The sequence below is a fragment of the Streptomyces sp. NPDC041968 genome, from assembly GCF_055589025.1.
Window position 1 is genome coordinate 311557 of sequence record NZ_JBVJCB010000008.1, and the last position, 21944, is coordinate 333500.

Annotated in this window: 21 protein-coding genes; 20 read left to right on the forward strand and 1 reads right to left on the reverse strand. The window is 71.2% G+C overall.

What is annotated here, in order from left to right; translation table 11 throughout:
- The first annotated feature begins 176 nt into the window (after nucleotides 1–176).
- The 7 genes from aroC (at nucleotide 177) to nusB (ending at nucleotide 6398) form a co-directional block, all read left to right on the forward strand.
- Nucleotides 177–1361 (forward strand): chorismate synthase, encoded by a 1185-nt coding sequence (gene aroC / locus ACZ6EG_RS21520; protein WP_356605685.1) that lies wholly within the window; start codon nucleotides 177–179, stop codon nucleotides 1359–1361.
- Nucleotides 1358–1873: a shikimate kinase gene (locus ACZ6EG_RS21525; protein WP_356605683.1), complete on the forward strand. Its 516-nt coding sequence runs from the start codon at nucleotides 1358–1360 to the stop codon at nucleotides 1871–1873. The genes aroC and ACZ6EG_RS21525 overlap by 4 nt, the downstream gene beginning before the upstream one ends.
- Nucleotides 1870–2961 (forward strand): 3-dehydroquinate synthase, encoded by a 1092-nt coding sequence (aroB, locus tag ACZ6EG_RS21530; RefSeq protein WP_391970336.1) that lies wholly within the window; start codon nucleotides 1870–1872, stop codon nucleotides 2959–2961. Before ACZ6EG_RS21525 ends, aroB begins: the two co-directional genes overlap by 4 nt.
- A gap of 195 nt (nucleotides 2962–3156) precedes the next feature.
- Nucleotides 3157–4047 (forward strand): Pro-rich N-terminal domain-containing protein, encoded by an 891-nt coding sequence (locus tag ACZ6EG_RS21535; RefSeq protein WP_469606630.1) that lies wholly within the window; start codon nucleotides 3157–3159, stop codon nucleotides 4045–4047.
- Between the two features lie 169 nt (nucleotides 4048–4216).
- On the forward strand, nucleotides 4217–5323 hold the full coding sequence (locus ACZ6EG_RS21540) for an aminopeptidase P family protein (protein ID WP_356605677.1): 1107 nt from the start codon (nucleotides 4217–4219) through the stop codon (nucleotides 5321–5323).
- Between the two features lie 68 nt (nucleotides 5324–5391).
- Nucleotides 5392–5958, forward strand: coding sequence for an elongation factor P (gene efp, locus ACZ6EG_RS21545; protein ID WP_095933031.1), 567 nt, complete (start codon nucleotides 5392–5394; stop codon nucleotides 5956–5958).
- Between the two features lie 2 nt (nucleotides 5959–5960).
- Nucleotides 5961–6398 (forward strand): transcription antitermination factor NusB, encoded by a 438-nt coding sequence (nusB, locus tag ACZ6EG_RS21550; protein WP_356605674.1) that lies wholly within the window; start codon nucleotides 5961–5963, stop codon nucleotides 6396–6398.
- 178 nt (nucleotides 6399–6576) lie between these two features.
- On the opposite strand, the gene bldD is transcribed toward nusB, so the two are convergent.
- The gene (bldD, locus tag ACZ6EG_RS21555; protein ID WP_007447547.1) at nucleotides 6577–7080 is read right to left on the reverse strand and encodes a transcriptional regulator BldD; all 504 of its coding nucleotides are present in this window, start codon (nucleotides 7078–7080) and stop codon (nucleotides 6577–6579) included.
- Between the two features lie 296 nt (nucleotides 7081–7376).
- On the opposite strand from bldD, the gene pyrR reads away from it, so the two are divergent.
- The 13 genes from pyrR (at nucleotide 7377) to metK (ending at nucleotide 21745) form a co-directional block, all read left to right on the forward strand.
- Entirely contained in the window at nucleotides 7377–7994 is a 618-nt protein-coding gene (gene pyrR, locus ACZ6EG_RS21560; protein ID WP_391970338.1) for a bifunctional pyr operon transcriptional regulator/uracil phosphoribosyltransferase PyrR, read from the forward strand.
- A gap of 117 nt (nucleotides 7995–8111) precedes the next feature.
- Nucleotides 8112–9092 carry an aspartate carbamoyltransferase catalytic subunit gene (locus ACZ6EG_RS21565; RefSeq protein ID WP_391970339.1) on the forward strand — a complete coding sequence of 327 codons (981 nt, stop codon included), beginning with the start codon at nucleotides 8112–8114 and terminating at the stop codon, nucleotides 9090–9092.
- A gap of 4 nt (nucleotides 9093–9096) precedes the next feature.
- Entirely contained in the window at nucleotides 9097–10383 is a 1287-nt protein-coding gene (locus tag ACZ6EG_RS21570) for a dihydroorotase (protein ID WP_391970340.1), read from the forward strand.
- The gene (locus tag ACZ6EG_RS21575) at nucleotides 10380–10946 is read left to right on the forward strand and encodes a PH-like domain-containing protein (RefSeq protein ID WP_356605666.1); all 567 of its coding nucleotides are present in this window, start codon (nucleotides 10380–10382) and stop codon (nucleotides 10944–10946) included. Before ACZ6EG_RS21570 ends, ACZ6EG_RS21575 begins: the two co-directional genes overlap by 4 nt.
- A complete protein-coding gene (carA, locus tag ACZ6EG_RS21580; protein ID WP_469606641.1) occupies nucleotides 10943–12100 on the forward strand; it encodes a glutamine-hydrolyzing carbamoyl-phosphate synthase small subunit in 1158 nt (385 codons plus the stop codon). The genes ACZ6EG_RS21575 and carA overlap by 4 nt, the downstream gene beginning before the upstream one ends.
- Complete coding sequence (carB, locus tag ACZ6EG_RS21585) at nucleotides 12093–15401, forward strand: carbamoyl-phosphate synthase large subunit (protein WP_391970342.1); 3309 nt, start codon at nucleotides 12093–12095, stop codon at nucleotides 15399–15401. The genes carA and carB overlap by 8 nt, the downstream gene beginning before the upstream one ends.
- 80 nt (nucleotides 15402–15481) lie before the next feature.
- A complete protein-coding gene (locus ACZ6EG_RS21590) occupies nucleotides 15482–16588 on the forward strand; it encodes a quinone-dependent dihydroorotate dehydrogenase (RefSeq protein WP_391970343.1) in 1107 nt (368 codons plus the stop codon).
- The gene (pyrF, locus tag ACZ6EG_RS21595) at nucleotides 16585–17439 is read left to right on the forward strand and encodes an orotidine-5'-phosphate decarboxylase (RefSeq protein ID WP_356605658.1); all 855 of its coding nucleotides are present in this window, start codon (nucleotides 16585–16587) and stop codon (nucleotides 17437–17439) included. Before ACZ6EG_RS21590 ends, pyrF begins: the two co-directional genes overlap by 4 nt.
- Before the next feature lie 223 nt (nucleotides 17440–17662).
- Complete coding sequence (locus ACZ6EG_RS21600; RefSeq protein WP_003977346.1) at nucleotides 17663–17986, forward strand: integration host factor; 324 nt, start codon at nucleotides 17663–17665, stop codon at nucleotides 17984–17986.
- 37 nt (nucleotides 17987–18023) lie between these two features.
- A complete protein-coding gene (gene gmk, locus ACZ6EG_RS21605; RefSeq protein WP_383649477.1) occupies nucleotides 18024–18617 on the forward strand; it encodes a guanylate kinase in 594 nt (197 codons plus the stop codon).
- Nucleotides 18618–18693: 76 nt separating this feature from the next.
- The gene (gene rpoZ, locus ACZ6EG_RS21610; RefSeq protein WP_003977348.1) at nucleotides 18694–18966 is read left to right on the forward strand and encodes a DNA-directed RNA polymerase subunit omega; all 273 of its coding nucleotides are present in this window, start codon (nucleotides 18694–18696) and stop codon (nucleotides 18964–18966) included.
- A gap of 127 nt (nucleotides 18967–19093) precedes the next feature.
- The gene (coaBC, locus tag ACZ6EG_RS21615; RefSeq protein WP_391970344.1) at nucleotides 19094–20296 is read left to right on the forward strand and encodes a bifunctional phosphopantothenoylcysteine decarboxylase/phosphopantothenate--cysteine ligase CoaBC; all 1203 of its coding nucleotides are present in this window, start codon (nucleotides 19094–19096) and stop codon (nucleotides 20294–20296) included.
- A gap of 240 nt (nucleotides 20297–20536) precedes the next feature.
- Complete coding sequence (gene metK, locus ACZ6EG_RS21620; RefSeq protein ID WP_384701521.1) at nucleotides 20537–21745, forward strand: methionine adenosyltransferase; 1209 nt, start codon at nucleotides 20537–20539, stop codon at nucleotides 21743–21745.
- Nucleotides 21746–21944: the final 199 nt, after the last annotated feature.

The window sequence follows — 21944 nt, forward strand, 5'->3', positions numbered from 1 at the left end:
CGGTCCCCGGCACCCCCCGCGCCATGTCCGGCCAGCGGACCGATTCCGGCCCGTACCTCCGGACGTGGGAGGATCGTCGGTGGCGGGCCGGGGCCGCGCACCCGGTCGGGCCGTTGCCGCACGCGGAGCAGACGCGTGCGCAGGGCATACCGGGGCGCGAGCACTGAGGAGCATCGTTGAGCAGGTTGCGCTGGCTGACCGCGGGGGAGTCCCACGGTCCCGCACTCGTCGCGACGCTGGAGGGACTGCCCGCCGGCGTGCCGATCACCACGGACATGGTGGCGGACCATCTGGCGAGGCGGCGGCTCGGCTATGGACGCGGTGCGCGGATGAAGTTCGAGCGGGACGAGGTCACCTTCCTCGGCGGCGTCCGGCACGGCCTCACCCTCGGTTCCCCGGTCGCGGTCATGGTGGGCAACACCGAATGGCCGAAGTGGGAGCAGGTCATGGCCGCCGACCCGGTGGACCCGGAGGTGCTGGCCGGCCTCGCCCGCAACGCCCCGCTGACCCGCCCCCGCCCCGGCCACGCCGATCTCGCGGGCATGCAGAAGTACGGCTTCGACGAGGCCCGGCCGATCCTGGAACGCGCCTCCGCGCGGGAGACGGCCGCCCGGGTGGCCCTCGGCGCCGTGGCACGGTCGTACCTGAAGGAGACGGCGGGCATCGAGATCGTCAGCCACGTCGTGGAACTGGCGGCGGCCAAGGCCCCGTACGGCGTGTACCCGACCCCGGCCGACGTGGAGAAGCTGGACGCCGACCCGGTGCGCTGCCTCGACGCGGACGCCTCGAAGGCGATGGTCGCGGAGATCGACCAGGCCCACAAGGACGGTGACACCCTCGGTGGCGTGGTCGAGGTCCTGGCGTACGACGTCCCGGTCGGGCTCGGCTCGCACGTGCACTGGGACCGCCGGCTGGACGCCCGGCTGGCCGCCGCCCTCATGGGCATCCAGGCCATCAAGGGCGTCGAGGTCGGCGACGGCTTCGGCCTGGCCCGGGTGCCGGGCTCGAAGGCGCACGACGAGATCCTGACCGGCCCCGACGGCATCAAGCGCGCCACCGGCCGCTCCGGTGGCACCGAGGGCGGTCTGACCACCGGCGAGCTGCTGCGCGTCAAGGCGGCGATGAAGCCGATCGCGACGGTGCCGCGCGCCCTGCAGACCGTGGACGTCGCCACCGGCGAGGCCGCGCAGGCCCACCACCAGCGCTCCGACGTGTGCGCGGTGCCCGCCGCCGGCATCGTCGCCGAGGCGATGGTCGCCCTGGTCCTGGCGGACGCGGTGGCCGAGAAGTTCGGCGGCGACAGCGTGCCGGAGACGCGCCGCAACGTGCGCTCCTACCTCGACAACCTGGCCATCCGATGAGCACACCGCTGATCGTGCTGGTCGGACCGATGGGCGTCGGCAAGTCCACGGTCGGGCAGCTGCTGGCCGAGCGCCTCGGCACCGGCTACCGGGACACGGACGAGGACATCGTCTCCGCGCAGGGGCGGACCATCGCCGAGATCTTCGTGGACGAGGGCGAGGACGCCTTCCGCTCCCTGGAGAAGGAGGCCGTACGGACCGCGCTCGCCGAACACGACGGGGTCCTCGCCCTCGGCGGCGGCGCCGTCCTGGACGCGGACACCCGGGCCCTGCTCGCCGGGCGACGGGTCGTCTACCTCTCCATGGACGTCGAGGAGGCGGTCAGGCGCACGGGCCTGAACGCCGCCCGCCCCCTGCTCGCGGTCAACCCGCGCAAGCAGTGGCGCGAGCTGATGGAGGCCCGCCGTCACCTGTACGAGGAGCTCGCCACGGTCGTCGTGGCCACGGACGGCCGTACACCCGAAGAAGTCACCCGAGCCGCCCTGGACGCACTGGAGTTGAAGGAAGCATGAGCGAGGCAGTCACCCGGATCCAGGTCGGCGGCACCGAGGGCTCCGACCCCTACGAGGTCCTGGTGGGACGGCAGCTCCTGGGCGAGCTCGGCGGCCTGATCGGTACCAAGGCCAAGCGGGTCGCGGTGATCCACCCCGAGGCGCTCGCCGAGACCGGCGACGCGCTGCGCGCCGACCTCGCCGAGCAGGGCTACGAGGCCGTCGCCATCCAGGTGCCCAACGCCGAGGAAGCGAAGACCGCCGAGGTCGCCGCCTACTGCTGGAAGGCGCTCGGCCAGTCCGGTTTCACCCGCACCGACGTCGTCGTCGGTGTCGGCGGCGGCGCCAGCACCGACCTGGCGGGCTTCGTGGCCGCGACCTGGCTGCGCGGTGTCCGCTGGATCGCCGTACCGACCACCGTGCTGGCCATGGTGGACGCGGCCGTCGGCGGCAAGACCGGCATCAACACCGCCGAGGGCAAGAACCTCGTCGGCTCCTTCCACCCGCCCGCCGGTGTCCTGTGCGACCTGGCCGCGCTGGACTCCCTCCCGGTCAACGACTACGTCTCCGGCCTCGCCGAGGTCATCAAGGCCGGCTTCATCGCCGACCCGGCGATCCTCGACCTGATCGAGTCCGACCCGCAGGCCGCCCGCACCCCGGCCGGACCGCACACGGCCGAGCTGATCGTGCGCTCGATCAGGGTGAAGGCGGAGGTGGTCTCCTCCGACCTCAAGGAGGCCGGCCGCCGCGAGATCCTCAACTACGGACATACGCTCGGCCACGCCATCGAGAAGAACGAGCGCTACAAGTGGCGCCACGGTGCCGCGGTCTCCGTCGGCATGCACTTCGCCGCGGAACTGGGCCGCCTCGCGGGACGGCTGGACGACGCCACCGCCGACCGCCACCGCACCATCCTGGAAGCGGTCGGGCTGCCGCTGCACTACCGCTACGACCAGTGGCCCAAGCTCGTCGAGAACATGAAGATCGACAAGAAGTCCCGCGGAGACCTGCTGCGCTTCATCGTCCTGGACGGCCTGGGCAGGCCCACCGTGCTGGAAGGACCCGACCCGGCCGTCCTCCTCGCCGCCTACGGCGAGGTGGGCGAGTAGTACCCCGGCGCACCTTCCGTCCGATTCGCCTTGCGCGACGGGCACTTCGTACCGCCCCCGGCCGTTCACCAAACGACGGCCGGGGGCGGTACCGTTCGGTCGGTCGTCCTCCCACGCCCTCTAGGCTGTGGGGGAGAGCGGGGGACCCCTCCTGCTGTCAGCGCCCATCGCCTGTACGAGACGGAGTGGCACCGGATGCAGCACGCAGTGGGTTCTCCGCTGCCGCCGCCCCATCAGCCGGGGCACGGACCGGCCGTCGGCTGGTCCCCGGCCGCGCACCACCCGGGCCCGCAGCAGGGCCCCGCCCCCGTGCCGCCGCCCGCGGCGCCGGGCTACCCGATGCAGGCCCCGCCCCCCGTGGCGCCCCACCAGGCCCCGCCCCCGGTGACGCCCCACCAGGCCGCGGCCCCGGGACCGCACCGGGCGGCGCCCGTCCCGCCCCCGCCGGACACCACCGGTCACGTACCGCTGCCGCCCGGCGGGCCCGTCGCCGTGCCCCCGGCCACGGCCGCCGCCCCCGACCCGACGACGAGCACCCTCGCGGTGCTCCTCATCGGCCCCGCGGGCGCCGGCAAGACCAGCGTCGCCAAGTACTGGGCCGACCACCGCCGGGTCCCCACCGCGCACATCAGCCTCGACGACGTCCGCGAGTGGGTCCGCTCCGGCTTCGCCGACCCCCAGACCGGGTGGAACGAGAACTCCGAGGCCCAGTACCGCCTCGCCCGCCGCACCTGCGGCTTCTCCGCGCGCAACTTCCTCGCCAACGGCATCTCCTGCATCCTCGACGACGCCGTCTTCCCGGACCGCCCGGTCGTCGGGCTCGGCGGCTGGAAGCGGCACGTGGGCCCCGGCCTGCTCCCGGTCGTCCTCCTGCCGGGCCTGGACGTCGTCCTGGAGCGCAACGCCGAACGCAGCGGCAACCGCCGCCTCACCGACGAGGAGGTGGCCCGCATCCACGGCCGGATGGCCGGCTGGTACGGATCGGGCCTGCCGATCATCGACAACTCGCAGCTCGGCGTACCGGAAACGGCCCGGGTCCTGGACGAGGTCCTCGCCCGTTCCATAGCGAGCCCCCCGAACTGGTAGAGAGCGGGACCCGGGGCGCCCGAAGGGGCGCGGGGGACTGCGCGACCAGCCCTCACCGGCGGCCTGACGGCGCACGACCTCCAGCGGCTCCCGCGGACCGACCACCCGCGCTTCCCCACTCGGCCTCTCCCGAGCGGCGCCTCCCGGGCGGAGCTCTTACGCTCGGCTCATGTCAGAGGTGTACGCGGCCCGCCGGACGCGCCTACGAGAACGCTGCAACGCGGGCGGCAGCGCGGCGGCGCTCGTCTCCCGGCCCGCCAACGTGCGCTATCTCGCGGGCGCCGCCCCGCACGGCGCCGTGCTGCTGCTGGGCAAGACCGAGGACCTGCTGGTCTGCTCCGGCCCGCTCGACGACCGGCCCACCGAGGGCCGGCCCGACGACTCCCTCCCGGTGCGCGCGCTGCCCGGCCCCGGTGGCGACCCGGCCGTCTCGGCCGCCGGCCTCGCCGCGGCGCAGGGCGCGGAGTCCCTCGCCACCGAGGACCACCACCTCACCGTCGTCCGGCACCGCGCCATGGGCTCGGTCGCACCCCGGCTGCGCCTGACCGACCTCGGTCAGGCGGTCGAGCAGCTCAGGGTCGTCAAGGACGAGGAGGAGATCTCCTGTCTGCGCATCGGCGCCGAGATCGCCGACCAGGCCCTCGGTGAACTGCTGGAGTCCATCCTGGTCGGCCGCACCGAGCGGCACCTCGCCCTGGAACTGGAGCGCCGGCTCGTCGACCACGGGGCCGACGGCCCCGCGTTCCCCACCTCCGTCGGCACCGGCCCGAACTCCGGGCGCCGCGGCCACCGGCCCACCGACCGGCGGGTGGAGGAGGGCGACTTCCTCTCCGTCTGCCTGGGCGCGACCTATCGCGGGTACCGCTGCGAGATCGGCCGTACGTTCGTCATCGGCACCTCGCCGGCCGACTGGCAGATCGAGCTGTACGACCTGGTCTTCTCCGCCCAGCGGGCCGGCCGGGAGGCCCTCGCACCGGGCGCCGCCTGCCGTGACGTGGACCGCGCGGCCCGCCAGGCACTGGACTCGGCCGGGTACGCGGAGAACCTTCCGAACCTCACCGGTCACGGCGTCGGACTCGAAATCGACGAGGACCCGCAGTTGGCCCCCGCGGCCATGGGTAAACTGGACGCTTGTGTGCCGGTCACCGTCGAACCGGGGGTCCACCTCCCGGGCCGGGGCGGGGTCCGGATCGATGACACGCTCGTCGTGCGCCCCGAGGCGGACGGCGGACCCGAGCTACTCACCATCACGACCAAGGAACTGCTCGCGCTCTAGCCTTCACGCTGTGCGCAGGCCGGCACCGGGGTCGTCCACGTCAGTCCAGTCCAGGAGATTCCGCAACCGTGGCTTCCACGAACGACCTCAAGAACGGCATGGTGCTCAAGCTCGAAGGCGGCCAGCTCTGGTCCGTCGTCGAGTTCCAGCACGTCAAGCCCGGCAAGGGCCCGGCCTTCGTGCGCACCAAGCTCAAGAACGTGCTTTCCGGCAAGGTCGTCGACAAGACCTTCAACGCCGGCGTCAAGGTCGAGACGGCCACTGTCGACAAGCGTGACATGCAGTTCTCCTACATGGACGGCGAGTACTTCGTCTTCATGGACATGGAGACCTACGACCAGCTGCACGTCGACCGCAAGGCCGTCGGCGACGCCGCCAACTTCCTGATCGAGGGCTTCACCGCCACCGTCGCGCAGCACGAGGGCGAGGTGCTCTTCGTCGAGCTGCCGGCCGCCGTCGAGCTGGTCATCCAGGAGACCGAGCCGGGCGTGCAGGGCGACCGCTCCACCGGCGGCACCAAGCCCGCCACCCTGGAGACCGGTCACCAGATCAACGTCCCGCTCTTCATCACCACCGGTGAGAAGATCAAGGTCGACACCCGCACGAGCGACTACCTCGGCCGGGTGAACAGCTAACCGTGGCTGCCCGCAACACGGCCCGCAAGCGCGCCTTCCAGATCCTCTTCGAGGGCGACCAGCGCGGCGCCGACGTCCTGACGGTGCTCGCCGACTGGGTCCGGCACTCCCGGTCCGACACCCGGCAGCCGCCGGTGAGCGAGTACACGATGGAGCTGGTCGAGGGCTACGCCGAGCGCGCCAAGCGCATCGACGAGCTCATCGCCCAGTACTCGGTCGGCTGGACGCTGGACCGCATGCCGGTCGTCGACCGCAACATCCTGCGTCTGGGTGCGTACGAGCTGATCTGGATGGACGCGACCCCGGACGCCGTCGTCCTGGACGAGATGGTGCAGCTGGCGAAGGAGTTCTCCACGGACGAGTCGCCCGCGTTCGTCAACGGCCTGCTCGGCCGGCTGAAGGACCTCAAGCCCTCGCTGCGTCGCGACGACGAGAGCTGAGCGGCGCCCCGGGGGAGACACCCACCCTGCCGGAGGGCCCACGGCCACGTGCTGTGGGCCCTGCGGCGTTCTCCGGCCGCCGCACGCCGCACGGGGCTCATGACAAAGCCGCCGGGGTGGCCGGGACCCTTGGTCCCGGCCACCCCGGCGGCACGTTTCTGCTGAGCCGGCCGCGGCCTCAGAGCTCCTCGTGCGACGCCACCGCGCGGCGCGCGTCCGCGTCCAGGACGCCCCAGCTGATCAGCTGCTCGGTGAGGACCGAGGGGGACTGGTCGTAGATGACGGCGAGCGTGCGCAGATCGTCCTGGCGGATCGAGAGCACCTTGCCGTTGTAGTCACCGCGCTGCGACTGGATCGTGGCCGCGTACCGCTGCAGCGGGCCCGCCTTCTCGGCGGGCACCGTGGCCAGCCGCTCCAGGTCCAGGACCAGCTTCGGCGGCGGCTCTGCGGCGCCGCCGGGGGTGGTGCCCGGCAGCAGCTCCTGCACGGGGACGCCGTAGAAATCCGCCAGCTCGGCGAGGCGCTGCACGGTCACGGCTCGGTCACCGCGCTCGTACGAACCGACCACGACGGCCTTCCAGCGGCCCTGTGACTTCTCCTCGACACCGTGGAGGGAAAGGCCCTGCTGGGTGCGGATGGCCCGGAGCTTGGCCCCGAGCTGTTTGGCGTATTCGCTGGACATATGGCTCCCCGGACAAGGTGTCGACGCGGACTGCTGTTGCGTGCCGCGCGGCTGGTAACTCACTGTGAGGTTACGCAGCGTTACTCTCCTGCGTCAAGCCGAATGGTCCGCACCGACGCTTCCGTGATATCCGCTCTCCATTGCTCCAAGCGGGTGACGTGAGGGCGGCAGAAGGGTGACGGGGGAGTGTCCGGGGGGTCACCGGGGCCGCTCTGTGAGCCTGATACCGTGGGTGACGCACATCCCGACGTCCTTTAAGGTCCGTCCCGTGAGGCGGAGAAGGAGGTCCGTTTCGTATGGACAAGCACAGCAGGCACGACGAGCGTGACGAGCCGGGCACGCGGGCCGACACCCAGGCGGACGCCAGGCCCGTTCTCGAAGGACCCGACATCGCACGGGTCCTGACCCGCATCGCCCACGAGATCGTCGAACGCGCCAAGGGCGCCGACGACGTGGTGCTCCTCGGCATCCCGACCCGTGGCGTCTTCCTCGCCCGGCGGCTCGCCGACAAGCTGGAGCAGATCACCGAGCGGAAGATGCCGGTCGGCTCGCTCGACATCACCATGTACCGCGACGACCTGCGCATGCACCCGCCGCGCGCCCTGGCCCGCACCGAGATCCCCGGTGACGGCATCGACGGCCGCCTGGTCGTCCTCGTCGACGACGTGCTCTTCTCCGGCCGCACCATCCGCGCCGCGCTCGACGCGCTGAACGACATCGGCCGCCCGCGCGCGGTGCAGCTCGCCGTCCTCGTCGACCGCGGCCACCGTGAACTGCCCATCCGCGCCGACTACGTCGGCAAGAACCTCCCGACGTCGCTGCGGGAGACGGTCAAGGTCCAGCTCGCCGAGGAGGACGGTCGCGACACCGTGCTGCTCGGCGCCAAGCCGGCCGCCCCGGGCGCCCACCCGTAGCACCCCCGCGTACGCGCGCGTTCTCGTGCCGTACGCCCGCTCGGTGTGCCCACGCGCACGCCCGGCCGCCCGAATTATCCCGCTCTTCCGCAAGAATCGCCCTACGGAGCCTGACAGATGCAGCGTCATCTCATCTCGGCCGCCGACCTCACCCGCGACGACGCCGTCCTGATCCTCGACACCGCCGAGGAGATGGCCCGGGTCGCGGACCGGCCGATCAAGAAACTGCCGACCCTGCGCGGCCGTACCGTCGTCAACCTCTTCTTCGAGGACTCGACCCGGACCCGGATCTCCTTCGAGGCGGCCGAGAAGCGCCTGTCCGCCGACGTCATCAACTTCACCGCCAAGGGATCGAGCGTCTCCAAGGGCGAGTCGCTCAAGGACACCGCGCAGACCCTGGAGGCGATGGGCGTCGACGCCGTCGTCATCCGGCACGGCGCCTCGGGCGCCCCCTACCGCCTGGCCACCTCGGGCTGGATCGACGCCCACGTCATCAACGCCGGTGACGGCACCCACCAGCACCCCACGCAGGCCCTGCTGGACGCCTTCACCATGCGCCGCCGGCTGGTCGGCCGCGACGCCGGCCTCGGCAAGGACCTCGACGGCCGCCGCGTCACCCTGGTCGGCGACATCCTGCACAGCCGCGTCGCCCGCTCCAACGTCGACCTGCTGCACACCCTCGGCGCCGAGGTCACCCTCGTCGCACCGCCCACCCTGCTGCCCGTCGGCGTCGAGACCTGGCCCTGCGAGGTCTCCTACGACCTCGACTCCACGCTGACCAAGTCCGACGCGGTGATGCTGCTGCGCGTGCAGCGCGAACGCATGAACGCCGCGTTCTTCCCCACCGAGCGCGAGTACTCCCGCCGCTACGGCCTCGACGGCGAGCGCATGGCGAAGATGCCCGACCACGCCATCGTCATGCACCCCGGCCCGATGGTGCGGGGCATGGAGATCACCGCCGAGGTCGCCGACTCCGACCGCTGCACCGTCGTCGAGCAGGTCACCAACGGCGTCTCCGTCCGGATGGCCGTCCTGTACCTGCTGCTCGGCGGCGCCGAGCCCGCCGTCACCCACGCCCGCACCACCGAGGAGAAGTAAGACGATGAGCAAGACCCTGATCCGCGGTGCGAAGGTGCTCGGCGGCGAGCCGCAGGACGTGCTGATCGACGGCGGCACCGTCGCCGAGGTCGGCACCGGCCTGTCCGCCGAGGGCGCCGAGGTCGTCGAGGCGGCCGGCAAGGTGCTGCTGCCGGGCCTGGTCGACCTCCACACCCACCTGCGCGAGCCCGGCCGCGAGGACTCCGAGACGGTCCTGACCGGCACCCGCGCGGCGGCGAGCGGCGGCTACACCAACGTCTTCGCCATGGCCAACACCTTCCCGGTCGCCGACACGGCCGGCGTCGTCGAGCAGGTCTGGCGGCTCGGCCAGGAGTCCGGCTACTGCGACGTGCAGCCCATCGGCGCCGTCACCGTCGGCCTGGAGGGCAGCAAGCTCGCCGAGCTGGGCGCGATGCACGAGTCCGCGGCCGGCGTCACCGTCTTCTCCGACGACGGCAAGTGCGTCCACGACGCGGTGATCATGCGCCGTGCCCTGGAGTACGTGAAGGCCTTCGGCGGCGTCGTCGCCCAGCACGCCCAGGAGCCCCGGCTCACCGAGGGCGCCCAGATGAACGAGGGCGTCGTCTCCGCAGAGCTGGGCCTCGGCGGCTGGCCGGCGGTCGCCGAGGAGTCGATCATCGCGCGGGACGTGCTGCTCGCCGAGCACGTCGGCTCCCGCGTCCACATCTGCCACCTCTCGACGGCCGGCAGCGTCGAGATCGTCCGCTGGGCCAAGTCCCGCGGCATCGACGTCACCGCCGAGGTCACCCCGCACCACCTGCTCCTCACCGACGAACTCGTCCGGTCGTACGACCCGGTCTACAAGGTCAACCCGCCGCTGCGCACCGAGCGGGACGTGCTCGCCCTGCGTGAGGCGCTCGCCGACGGCACCATCGACATCGTCGCCACCGACCACGCCCCGCACCCGCACGAGGACAAGGACTGCGAGTGGGCCGCCGCCGCCATGGGCATGGTGGGCCTGGAGACCGCGCTGTCGGTGGTCCAGGAGACCATGGTGGACACGGGCCTGCTGGACTGGGCCGGCGTCGCCGACCGGATGTCCTTCAAGCCCGCGCAGATCGGACAGGCCACCGGGCACGGCCGTCCCGTCTCGGCTGGTGAGCCCGCCAACCTCACCCTCGTCGACACGGCATACCGTGGCCAGGTGGACCCCGCGGGCTTCGCCTCGCGCAGCCGCAACACCCCCTACCAGGGGCGTGAGCTGCCGGGCCGTGTGACGCACACGTGGCTGCGGGGCAAGGCCACGCTCGTCGACGGGAAGCTCACGTGACACCTGTAATCCTGCTGGCCGCCGAGAAGGAATCGGCGGAAGTGACCGACTGGGCCGCCCGTATCGGCTGGGTCGTCGGCCTCGGCCTGTTCGTCGCGCTCGTCTACTGGCTGATGCGCGAGGGCTGGAAGTGGCGCAGCACCCTCCAGGGTGACCTTCCGGAGCTTCCCGACGCGCCGGACGCCCCCGGCCCGGCGAGACTGGGCATGAGCGGCCGCTACCACGGCTCCACCACCGCCGGTCAGTGGCTGGACCGCATCGTGGCGCACGGCCTGGGCACCCGCAGCCGGGTCGAGCTCACCCTGACGGACGCGGGACTGGACGTGGTGCGGCCCGGCGCGACCGACTTCTTCGTCCCCGTCACCGCGCTGCGCGAGGCCCGGCTCGACAAGGGCATCGCCGGCAAGGTGCTCACCGAGGGCGGCCTGCTGGTCGTCACCTGGGAGCACGGCGACAAGCTGATCGACTCCGGTTTCCGCTCCGACCACGCGGCCGAGCACAACGAGTGGGTCGAAACACTGAACGACATGATCAACAAGACGGAAACGGAAGGCGCACGATGACGACCTCCACCAGGGGAGTGTCCAGGACTCCCGCCGTACTCGTCCTGGAGGACGGCCGGATCTTCCGCGGCCGCGCCTACGGGGCCGTGGGGGCCACGTTCGGCGAAGCCGTGTTCTCCACCGGCATGACCGGCTACCAGGAGACCCTCACCGACCCGTCGTACCACCGCCAGGTCGTCGTGATGACCGCCCCGCACGTGGGCAACACCGGTGTCAACGACGAGGACATGGAGTCCAAGAAGATCTGGGTCTCCGGCTACGTCGTGCGCGACCCCGCGCGCGTGCCCTCCAGCTGGCGCTCCACGCGCACCCTGGACGAGGAACTGGCCACCCAGGGCGTCGTCGGCATCTCCGGCATCGACACCCGCGCCCTCACCCGCCACCTGCGCGAGCGCGGCGCCATGCGCGTCGGCATCTTCAGCGGCGAGGCGATCCAGGACGACGCCGCGCTGCTGGCCCGCGTCCAGGAAGCCCCCGAGATGACCGGCGCCGACCTCTCCGCCGAGGTCGCCACCACCGAGGCGTACGTCGTCCCGGCGATCGGCGAGAAGAAGTTCACCGTCGCCGCGATCGACCTCGGCATCAAGGGCATGACCCCGCACCGCATGGCCGAGCGCGGCATCGAGGTGCACGTCCTGCCCGCCACGGCCACCGTCGAGGACGTCTACGCCGTCAACCCCGACGGCGTGTTCTTCTCCAACGGCCCCGGCGACCCCGCCACCGCCGACCACCCGGTCTCCGTGATGCAGGGCGTCCTGGAGCGCGGCACCCCGCTCTTCGGCATCTGCTTCGGCAACCAGATCCTGGGCCGCGCCCTCGGCTTCGGCACCTTCAAGCTGAAGTACGGCCACCGCGGCATCAACCAGCCGGTGCAGGACCGCACGACCGGCAAGGTCGAGGTCACCGCGCACAACCACGGCTTCGCCGTCGACGCCCCGCTCGACAAGGTCTCCGACACCCCCTACGGGCGCGCCGAGGTCTCCCACGTCTGCCTCAACGACAACGTGGTGGAAGGCCTCCAGCTCCTCGACCGGCCGGCCTTCAGCGTCCAGTACCACCCCGAGGCGGCGGCCGGCCCGCACGACGCCGCCTACCTGTTCGACCGCTTCACGTCTTTGATGAGCACCGCTTCGATGGAGGGCCAGCGTGCCTAAGCGCTCCGATATCCAGTCCGTCCTGGTCATCGGCTCCGGCCCGATCGTCATCGGCCAGGCCGCCGAGTTCGACTACTCCGGCACCCAGGCCTGCCGCGTGCTCAAGGCCGAGGGCCTGCGCGTCATCCTGGTGAACTCCAACCCGGCGACGATCATGACCGACCCGGAGATCGCCGACGCCACCTACGTCGAGCCGATCACCCCCGAGTTCGTCGAGAAGATCATCGCCAAGGAGCGCCCCGACGCGCTGCTGCCCACCCTGGGCGGCCAGACGGCGCTCAACACCGCCATCTCGCTGCACGGCAACGGCGTCCTGGAGAAGTACGGCGTCGAGCTGATCGGCGCCAACGTCGAGGCCATCAACAAGGGTGAGGACCGCGACCTGTTCAAGGAGGTCGTCGAGGAGGTCCGCAAGAAGATCGGGCACGGCGAGTCGGCCCGCTCCTACATCTGCCACTCCATGGACGACGTCCTCAAGGGCGTCGAGGAGCTCGGCGGCTACCCGGTCGTCGTCCGCCCCTCCTTCACCATGGGCGGCGCCGGCTCCGGCTTCGCCCACGACGAGGAGGAGCTGCGCCGCATCGCCGGACAGGGCCTCACCCTCTCGCCGACCACCGAGGTGCTCCTGGAGGAGTCCATCCTCGGCTGGAAGGAGTACGAGCTGGAGCTGATGCGCGACAAGAACGACAACGTCGTGGTCGTCTGCTCCATCGAGAACTTCGACCCCATGGGCGTCCACACCGGCGACTCGATCACCGTCGCCCCCGCGATGACGCTGACCGACCGCGAGTACCAGGTGCTGCGCGACGTCGGCATCGCGATCATCCGCGAGGTCGGCGTCGACACGGGCGGCTGCAACATCCAGTTCGCGGTCGACCCGGCGGACGGCCGCGTCATCGTCATCGAGATGAACCCGCGCGTGTCGCGTTCCTCGGCGCTCGCCTCCAAGGCGACCGGCTTCCCGATCGCGAAGATCGCGGCCAAGCTCGCCGTGGGCTACACGCTGGACGAGATCCCCAACGACATCACGCAGGAGACCCCGGCCTCCTTCGAGCCCACGCTCGACTACGTGGTGGTCAAGGCTCCGCGCTTCGCCTTCGAGAAGTTCCCCTCGGCGGACTCCACGCTGACGACCACCATGAAGTCGGTCGGCGAGGCCATGGCCATCGGCCGCAACTTCACCGAGGCCTTCCAGAAGGCGCTGCGCTCCCTGGAGAAGAAGGGCAGCCAGTTCACCTTCGTCGGCGAGCCCGGCGACAAGACCGCGCTCCTCGAAGAGGCCGTCCGGCCCACCGACGGCCGGATCAACGCCGTCATGCAGGCCATCCGCGCCGGCGCCACGCCCGAGGAGGTCTTCGCGTACACGAAGATCGACCCCTGGTTCGTCGACCAGCTCTTCCTGATCAAGGAGATCGCCGACGAGCTGGCCGAGGCCCCCGAGCTGACCCCCGACCTGCTCGCCGAGGCCAAGCGACACGGCTTCTCCGACCAGCAGATCGGCGAGATCCGCGGCCTGCGCGAGGACGTCGTCCGCGAGGTCCGGCACGCGCTCGGCATCCGCCCGGTCTACAAGACGGTCGACACCTGCGCCGCCGAGTTCGCCGCGCGGACGCCGTACTTCTACTCCTCCTACGACGAGGAGACCGAGGTCGCGCGCCGCGAGAAGCCGGCCGTGATCATCCTGGGCTCCGGTCCGAACCGCATCGGCCAGGGCATCGAGTTCGACTACTCCTGTGTCCACGCCTCCTTCGCGCTCAGCGACGCCGGGTACGAGACCGTGATGGTCAACTGCAACCCGGAGACCGTCTCCACCGACTACGACACCTCCGACCGGCTGTACTTCGAGCCGCTCACCCTGGAGGACGTCCTGGAGATCGTCCACGCGGAGCAGCAGGCCGGCCCCCTCGCTGGCGTGATCGTCCAGCTCGGCGGCCAGACCCCGCTGGGCCTGTCCCAGGCGCTCAAGGACAACGGCGTGCCGGTCGTCGGCACCTCGCCCGAGGCCATCCACGCCGCCGAGGACCGCGGAGCCTTCGGCCGGGTCCTGAAGGAGGCGGGCCTGCCCGCCCCCAAGCACGGCACCGCCACCACCTTCACCGAGGCCAAGGCCATCGCCGACGAGATCGGCTACCCGGTCCTCGTGCGGCCCTCCTACGTCCTCGGCGGACGCGGCATGGAGATCGTCTACGACGAGACCCGCCTGGAGTCGTACATCGCCGAGTCGACCGAGATCAGCCCGTCCCGCCCGGTCCTGGTCGACCGGTTCCTGGACGACGCCATCGAGATCGACGTCGACGCCCTGTACGACGGCGAGGAGCTGTACCTCGGCGGCGTCATGGAGCACATCGAGGAGGCCGGCATCCACTCCGGCGACTCGGCGTGCGCCCTGCCCCCGATCACGCTGGGCGGCTTCGACATCAAGCGGCTGCGCGCCTCCACCGAGGGCATCGCCAAGGGCGTCGGCGTGCGCGGCCTGATCAACATCCAGTTCGCGCTGGCCGGGGACATCCTCTACGTCCTGGAGGCCAACCCGCGCGCCTCGCGCACCGTCCCCTTCACCTCGAAGGCGACCGCGGTGCCGCTGGCCAAGGCCGCCGCCCGCATCTCGCTCGGCGCCACCATCGCCGAACTGCGCGCCGAGGGCCTGCTCCCGGCCACCGGTGACGGCGGCGAGCTGCCGCTGGACGCGCCGATCTCCGTCAAGGAGGCCGTGATGCCGTGGTCCCGCTTCCGGGACATCCACGGCCGCGGCGTCGACACCGTCCTCGGCCCGGAGATGCGGTCCACCGGCGAGGTCATGGGCATCGACTCCGTCTTCGGCACGGCGTACGCCAAGTCGCAGGCGGGCGCCTACGGCCCGCTGCCGACCAAGGGACGCGCCTTCATCTCGGTCGCCAACCGCGACAAGCGCTCGATGATCTTCCCCGCGCGCGAGCTCGTCGCCCACGGCTTCGAGCTGATGGCCACCTCCGGCACCGCCGAGGTCCTGCGCCGCAACGGCATCAACGCCACCGTCGTGCGCAAGCAGTCCGAGGGCACCGGTCCGAACGGCGAGAAGACCATCGTCCAGCTGATCCACGACGGCCAGGTCGACCTCATCGTCAACACCCCGTACGGCACCGGCGGCCGCCTCGACGGCTACGACATCCGCACGGCGGCCGTGGCCCGCTCCGTGCCGTGCCTGACGACGGTCCAGGCGCTCGCCGCGGCGGTCCAGGGCATCGACGCCCTCAACCACGGCGACGTGGGAGTGCGCTCCCTCCAGGAACACGCCGCGTTCCTGACCGCGGCCCGCGACTAGCAGCCCCGAGGGGGACACCGGAAACGGTGTCCCCCTCTTCATGAGGACGGTTCCTCATGAGGACACCGAGAGCCTGAGAGATGTACGAACTCTTCTTCCGCCTGGTCTTCAAACGGATGGACCCGGAGACCGCCCACCACCTGGCCTTCCGCTGGATCCGCCTCGCCGTCCGCGTCCCCGTCCTGCGCACCTTCGTCGCGGCCGTGCTCGCCCCCCGGTACAAGGAACTGCGCACCGAGGCCTTCGGCCTGCGGATGCACGGCCCCTTCGGGCTGGCCGCCGGCTTCGACAAGAACGCGGTCGCCATCGACGGGATGGCGATGCTCGGCTTCGACCACGTCGAGATCGGCACCGTCACGGGGGAGCCGCAGCCCGGCAACCCCAAGAAGCGGCTGTTCCGCCTGGTCGGCGACCGGGCCCTGATCAACCGCATGGGCTTCAACAACGACGGCTCGCTCGCCGTGGCCGCCCGCCTGGCCTCCCGGACGCCCGTCTTCCGGACGGTCGTCGGCGTCAACATCGGCAAGACCAAGGTCGTGCCCGAGGAGGAGGCGGCCGGCGACTACGTGAAGTCGGCCGAACGACTGGCGCCCTACGCCGACTACCTGGTCGTCAACGTGTCGTCGCCGAACACGCCGGGCCTGCGCAACCTCCAGGCGGTCGACCATCTGCGTCCGCTGCTGAGCGCCGTCCGCGAGGCCGCCGACCGCGCGGTCACCGCACGGCGCGTCCCCCTCCTGGTCAAGATCGCGCCGGACCTCGCCGACGAGGACGTCGACGCGGTCGCCGACCTGGCCGTGGAGCTGGGCCTCGACGGCATCATCGCCACCAACACCACCATCGCGCGCGAGGGGCTGGGCCTCACCTCCTCGCCCGTCCTCGTCCGGGAGACCGGCGGTCTGTCCGGCGCCCCCCTCAAGGAGCGGTCCCTGGAGGTGTTGCGCCGCCTCTACGCGCGCGTGGGCGACCGGATCACCCTGGTGGGCGTCGGCGGCGTCGAGAGCGCCGAGGACGCCTGGCAGCGCATCCTGGCGGGCGCCACGCTGGTCCAGGGCTACAGCGCCTTCATCTACGAAGGGCCCTTCTGGGGCCGCGCCGTCCACAAGGGCCTCGCCGCGCGCCTGCGGCAGAGCCCGTACGCCACCCTCGCCGACGCGGTCGGCGCCGACGTGAGGAAGTCCCGATGAGCGGCACGGCGGTACCCGAACCCTTCGGCGCCCGGCTGCGCCGCGCGATGGACGAGCGCGGCCCGCTGTGCGTCGGCATCGACCCGCACGCCTCCCTGCTCGCCGAGTGGGGTCTCGGCGACGACGTGGCGGGCCTGGAGCGCTTCAGCCGCACCGTGGTGGAGGCGGTGGCCGACCGGGTGGCCGTCCTCAAGCCGCAGAGCGCCTTCTTCGAGCGCTTCGGCTCGCGCGGCGTCGCCGTCCTGGAGAAGGCGGTCGAGGAGGCCCGGGCGGCCGGCGCCCTGGTCGTCATGGACGCCAAGCGCGGCGACATCGGCTCGACCATGGCCGCGTACGCCGAGTCGTTCCTGCACAGGGACGCCCCGCTGTTCTCCGACGCGCTGACCGTCTCGCCGTACCTCGGGTACGGCTCCCTGAAGCCGGCCGTCGACATGGCGCGCGAGAACGGCGCGGGCCTGTTCGTCCTGGCGCTGACCTCGAACCCGGAGGGCGGCGAGGTCCAGCACGCGGTGCGTGCGGACGGGCGGGGCGTCGGGGCGACGATGCTGGCGCACCTGGCCGCCGAGAACGCGGGCGAGGAGCCGCTCGGCTCCTTCGGCGCCGTGGTCGGCGCCACCCTCGGCGACCTGTCGTCGTACGACCTGGACATCAACGGCCCCCTCCTGGCACCGGGCATCGGCGCCCAGGGAGCCACCCCCGCGGACCTGCCGCGGGTCTTCGGCGCCGCGTCGCGCAACGTCGTACCCAACGTCAGCCGGGGTGTTCTCCGTCACGGCCCCGATGTGGACGCCTTGCGGACGGCCGCGGACCGCTTCGCGGAGGAGATCCGTGGCGCGGTCACGACCGCCTGAGCCTGGATACATCCTCAAATCAGAGGCAGTATGTCAGGAATGTCCGTCCTGACGGAGGCTGACCAGGACTTTTCCGCTGTTCTCGCTGACTCTGAAGGACTTGGACGCTAGTCTCCGGGAAGAGTCAACGGGCGAGCGTGTTGCTCGTGGCTCCCCAGGTGTGGGGCGACTAGGTTCCTCACCGGTCCGTATCCGACAGTTCGACATCCGAGGTGACGTAGGCGTGGCTCTTCCGCCCCTTACCCCTGAACAGCGCGCAGCCGCGCTCGAAAAGGCCGCCGCGGCTCGCCGGGAGCGGGCCGAGGTCAAGAATCGACTCAAGCACTCCGGCGCCTCCCTCCACGAGGTCATCAAGCAGGGCCAGGAGAACGACGTCATCGGCAAGATGAAGGTCTCCGCCCTCCTCGAGTCCCTGCCGGGCGTGGGCAAGGTCCGTGCCAAGCAGATCATGGAGCGACTGGGCATCTCCGAGAGCCGCCGTGTGCGCGGGCTCGGTTCCAACCAGATCGCCTCCCTGGAGCGCGAGTTCGGCAGCACCGGCAGCTGAGTCCGGACCACTCCGGGATTGCTGGAATAATCGCTGCATGGCTGCAACACCCCGGGGGACGTCCCCCGTACCCCCGGACGCACGTCCGCGGCTGACCGTGCTCTCCGGCCCCTCGGGGGTCGGCAAGAGCACGGTCGTCGCCCATATGCGCAAGGAACACCCCGAGGTATGGCTGTCGGTCTCGGCGACGACCCGCCGGCCCCGCCCCGGCGAGCAGCACGGCGTCCACTACTTCTTCGTCACCGACGAGGAGATGGACAAGCTGATCGCCAACGGTGAGCTGCTGGAGTGGGCCGAGTTCGCCGGCAACCGCTACGGCACACCGCGTACGGCCGTCCTGGAGCGCCTGGAGGCCGGTGAGCCGGTGCTCCTGGAGATCGACCTCCAGGGCGCGCGGCAGGTCCGCGAGTCCATGCCGGAGGCCCAGCTGGTCTTCCTGGCCCCGCCCTCCTGGGAGGAGCTGGTGCGCAGGCTCACCGGCCGGGGGACCGAGCCGCCGGAGGTGATCGAGCGCCGGCTCGCCGCGGCCAAGGTGGAGCTGGCGGCCGAGTCGGAGTTCGACGAGACCCTGGTCAACACCTCCGTCGAGGACGTGGCCCGCGAGCTGCTAGCCTTGACGAACGTCGTGTGATCGTTACTGGTCAGTCTGTACTGGTCACCCTGTGATCATCCCGACTTCATCTTTCCCATCCATCGGAAGGTAGAGCGTGTCCTCTTCCATCTCCGCGCCCGAGGGCATCATCAACCCGCCGATCGACGAGCTCCTCGAGGCCACGGACTCGAAGTACAGCCTCGTGATCTACGCGGCCAAGCGGGCCCGCCAGATCAACGCGTACTACTCGCAGCTCGGCGAGGGCCTCCTCGAGTACGTCGGTCCGCTGGTGGACACCCATGTCCACGAGAAGCCGCTCTCGATCGCGCTGCGCGAGATCAACGCGGGGCTGCTGACCTCCGAGGCCATCGAAGGCCCGGCGCAGTAACACCGGCGGTACTGTTTTCAGCCTCGCGCTGACTTTTCCACAGGCCCGGCAGTCCGACTGTCGGGCCTGTGGTGTGTGATGGGTCGTACGCGTGGTCCGAGCGCGTTATCCGAGCCGGGGAGAGACGGTGGACAAGCCCAAGGTCGTTCTGGGGGTCAGCGGCGGTATCGCCGCCTACAAGGCCTGCGAGCTGCTGCGCAGGTTCACCGAGTCGGGACACGAGGTCCGGGTCGTCCCCACCGCCTCCGCGCTGCACTTCGTCGGCGCCGCCACCTGGTCCGCCCTCTCGGGCAACCCCGTGTCGACCGAGGTGTGGGACGACGTCCACCAGGTCCCGCACGTGCGCATCGGCCAGCACGCCGACCTGGTCGTCGTCGCCCCGGCCACCGCGGACATGCTCGCCAAGGCCGCCCACGGACTCGCCGACGACCTCCTCACCAACACGCTGCTCACCGCCCGCTGCCCGGTCGTCTTCGCCCCCGCCATGCACACCGAGATGTGGGAGCACCCGGCCACCCAGGAGAACGTGGCGACGCTGCGCCGCCGCGGGGCCGTCGTCGTCGAACCCGCCGTCGGCCGCCTCACCGGCGTCGACACCGGCAAGGGGCGGCTGCCCGACCCGGGCGAGATCTTCGAGGTGTGCCGCCGGGTCCTCGCCCGCGGTGTGACCGGGCCCGACCTCGCCGGCCGCCACGTGGTCGTGAGCGCCGGCGGCACCCGCGAGCCCCTCGACCCGGTCCGCTTCCTCGGTAACCGCTCCTCGGGCAAGCAGGGCTACGCCCTGGCCCGTACCGCCGCCGCCCGGGGCGCCCGCGTCACGCTGGTCGCGGCCAACGCCTCGCTGCCGGACCCGGCCGGCGTGGACGTGGTCCCGGTGGGCACCGCCGTCGAGCTGCGCGAGGCGATGCTCGCCGCCGCCGCGGACGCCGACGCCGTGGTCATGGCGGCGGCGGTCGCGGACTTCCGCCCGGCGACGTACGCCACCGGCAAGATCAAGAAGAAGGACGACCAGGAACCCGCGCCGATCGCCCTGGTGCGCAACCCGGACGTCCTCGCGGAGATCGCCGCGGACCGGGCCCGACCGGGGCAGGTGGTCGTCGGCTTCGCCGCCGAGACCGACGACGTCCTCGCCAACGGACGGGCCAAGCTGAAGCGCAAGGGCTGCGACCTCCTCGTGGTGAACGAGGTGGGGGAGCGCAAGACCTTCGGCTCCGAGGAGAACGAGGCCGTGGTCCTCGGCGCCGACGGCACCGAGACCCCGGTGGCCCACGGTCCGAAGGAAGAGCTGGCCGAAACCGTGTGGGACCTCGTGGCCGAACGGCTCGGCTGAATGACTCATTCGTTCCGCGGTCCTCGCGAACCCCGCGCATTCGAGCGTGGCGCCCCTGGCCATCGGCGCTTCGTTCTGGGCAGAATGCCCGTGCCGCAGGTCACAGCCCTCCCGAGAGCTGAGACGGGTGGGTCTGCGGCCGAGTGCGACCGATAAACTGTTCTCGGACGTCGCCGGGTGCAGCTCCCCGTGCCGTCCACCAATGATCAGCCAGCAGCCGCTGCAACCCCAGGGAGCGTTGTGTCCCGTCGCCTTTTCACCTCGGAGTCCGTGACCGAAGGTCACCCCGACAAGATCGCTGACCAGATCAGCGACACCATTCTCGACGCGCTTCTGCGTGAGGACCCGACCTCCCGGGTCGCCGTCGAAACCCTGATCACCACCGGTCTGGTGCACGTGGCCGGTGAGGTCACCACCAAGGCCTACGCGGACATCGCCACGCTGGTCCGCGGCAAGATCCTGGAGATCGGCTACGACTCCTCGAAGAAGGGCTTCGACGGCGCTTCCTGCGGTGTCTCGGTCTCGATCGGCGCCCAGTCCCCGGACATCGCGCAGGGCGTCGACACGGCCTACGAGAACCGGGTCGAGGGCGACGAGGACGAGCTGGACCGGCAGGGCGCCGGCGACCAGGGCCTGATGTTCGGCTACGCGTCCGACGAGACGCCGACGCTGATGCCGCTGCCGGTCTTCCTGGCGCACCGGCTGTCCAAGCGCCTGTCCGAGGTCCGCAAGAACGGGACGATCCCGTACCTGCGTCCCGACGGCAAGACACAGGTCACCATCGAGTACGACGGCGACAAGGCCGTCCGACTTGACACAGTCGTCGTCTCGTCGCAGCACGCGAGCGACATCGACCTGGAATCGCTCCTCGCGCCCGACATCAAGGAATTCGTCGTCGAGCCGGAGCTGAAGGCGCTGCTGGACGACGGCATCAAGCTCGACACGGAGAACTACCGCCTCCTGGTCAACCCCACCGGTCGTTTCGAGATCGGCGGCCCGATGGGCGATGCCGGCCTGACCGGCCGCAAGATCATCATCGACACCTACGGCGGCATGGCCCGCCACGGCGGCGGCGCCTTCTCGGGCAAGGACCCGTCCAAGGTCGACCGCTCCGCCGCGTACGCGATGCGCTGGGTCGCCAAGAACGTGGTCGCCGCGGGCCTCGCCGCCCGCTGCGAGGTCCAGGTCGCCTACGCCATCGGCAAGGCCGAGCCGGTCGGCCTGTTCGTGGAGACCTTCGGCACCGCCAAGGTCGACGCGGAGAAGATCGAGAAGGCGATCGACGAGGTCTTCGACCTCCGCCCGGCCGCCATCATCCGCGACCTCGACCTGCTCCGCCCGATCTACGCCCAGACCGCCGCGTACGGCCACTTCGGCCGTGAGCTTCCCGACTTCACGTGGGAGCGCACGGACCGCGTGGACGCGCTGCGGCAGGCGGCCGGGCTGTAACGCGTCCGCCCGACGGCTACGCGGCGAGGCCCGGTGCCCCCACGGCGGGGGCACCGGGCCTCGGTGTGCCCGGGCTGCGGGCGCGGTAGGCGTCCGCGCCCGTGAGCGTCCGCGACTGCACAGCATCCAACCCCTCAGCCTCCCCAGGGCTCCGGTCCCGTCGTTCGCGGACCGGAGATGGCCGGTGGGGCGGAGTGGC

Coding starts and splice junctions, on each gene's coding strand:
- ACZ6EG_RS21525 (WP_356605683.1), top strand. CDS start 1,358: ATGAGCACACCGCTGATCGTGCTGGTCGGACCGATGGGCGTCGGCAAG.
- aroB (WP_391970336.1), top strand. CDS start 1,870: ATGAGCGAGGCAGTCACCCGGATCCAGGTCGGCGGCACCGAGGGCTCC.
- ACZ6EG_RS21535 (WP_469606630.1), top strand. CDS start 3,157: ATGCAGCACGCAGTGGGTTCTCCGCTGCCGCCGCCCCATCAGCCGGGG.
- ACZ6EG_RS21540 (WP_356605677.1), top strand. CDS start 4,217: ATGTCAGAGGTGTACGCGGCCCGCCGGACGCGCCTACGAGAACGCTGC.
- bldD (WP_007447547.1), bottom strand. CDS start 7,080: ATGTCCAGCGAATACGCCAAACAGCTCGGGGCCAAGCTCCGGGCCATC.
- pyrR (WP_391970338.1), top strand. CDS start 7,377: ATGGACAAGCACAGCAGGCACGACGAGCGTGACGAGCCGGGCACGCGG.
- ACZ6EG_RS21565 (WP_391970339.1), top strand. CDS start 8,112: ATGCAGCGTCATCTCATCTCGGCCGCCGACCTCACCCGCGACGACGCC.
- ACZ6EG_RS21570 (WP_391970340.1), top strand. CDS start 9,097: ATGAGCAAGACCCTGATCCGCGGTGCGAAGGTGCTCGGCGGCGAGCCG.
- carA (WP_469606641.1), top strand. CDS start 10,943: ATGACGACCTCCACCAGGGGAGTGTCCAGGACTCCCGCCGTACTCGTC.
- ACZ6EG_RS21590 (WP_391970343.1), top strand. CDS start 15,482: ATGTACGAACTCTTCTTCCGCCTGGTCTTCAAACGGATGGACCCGGAG.
- pyrF (WP_356605658.1), top strand. CDS start 16,585: ATGAGCGGCACGGCGGTACCCGAACCCTTCGGCGCCCGGCTGCGCCGC.
- gmk (WP_383649477.1), top strand. CDS start 18,024: ATGGCTGCAACACCCCGGGGGACGTCCCCCGTACCCCCGGACGCACGT.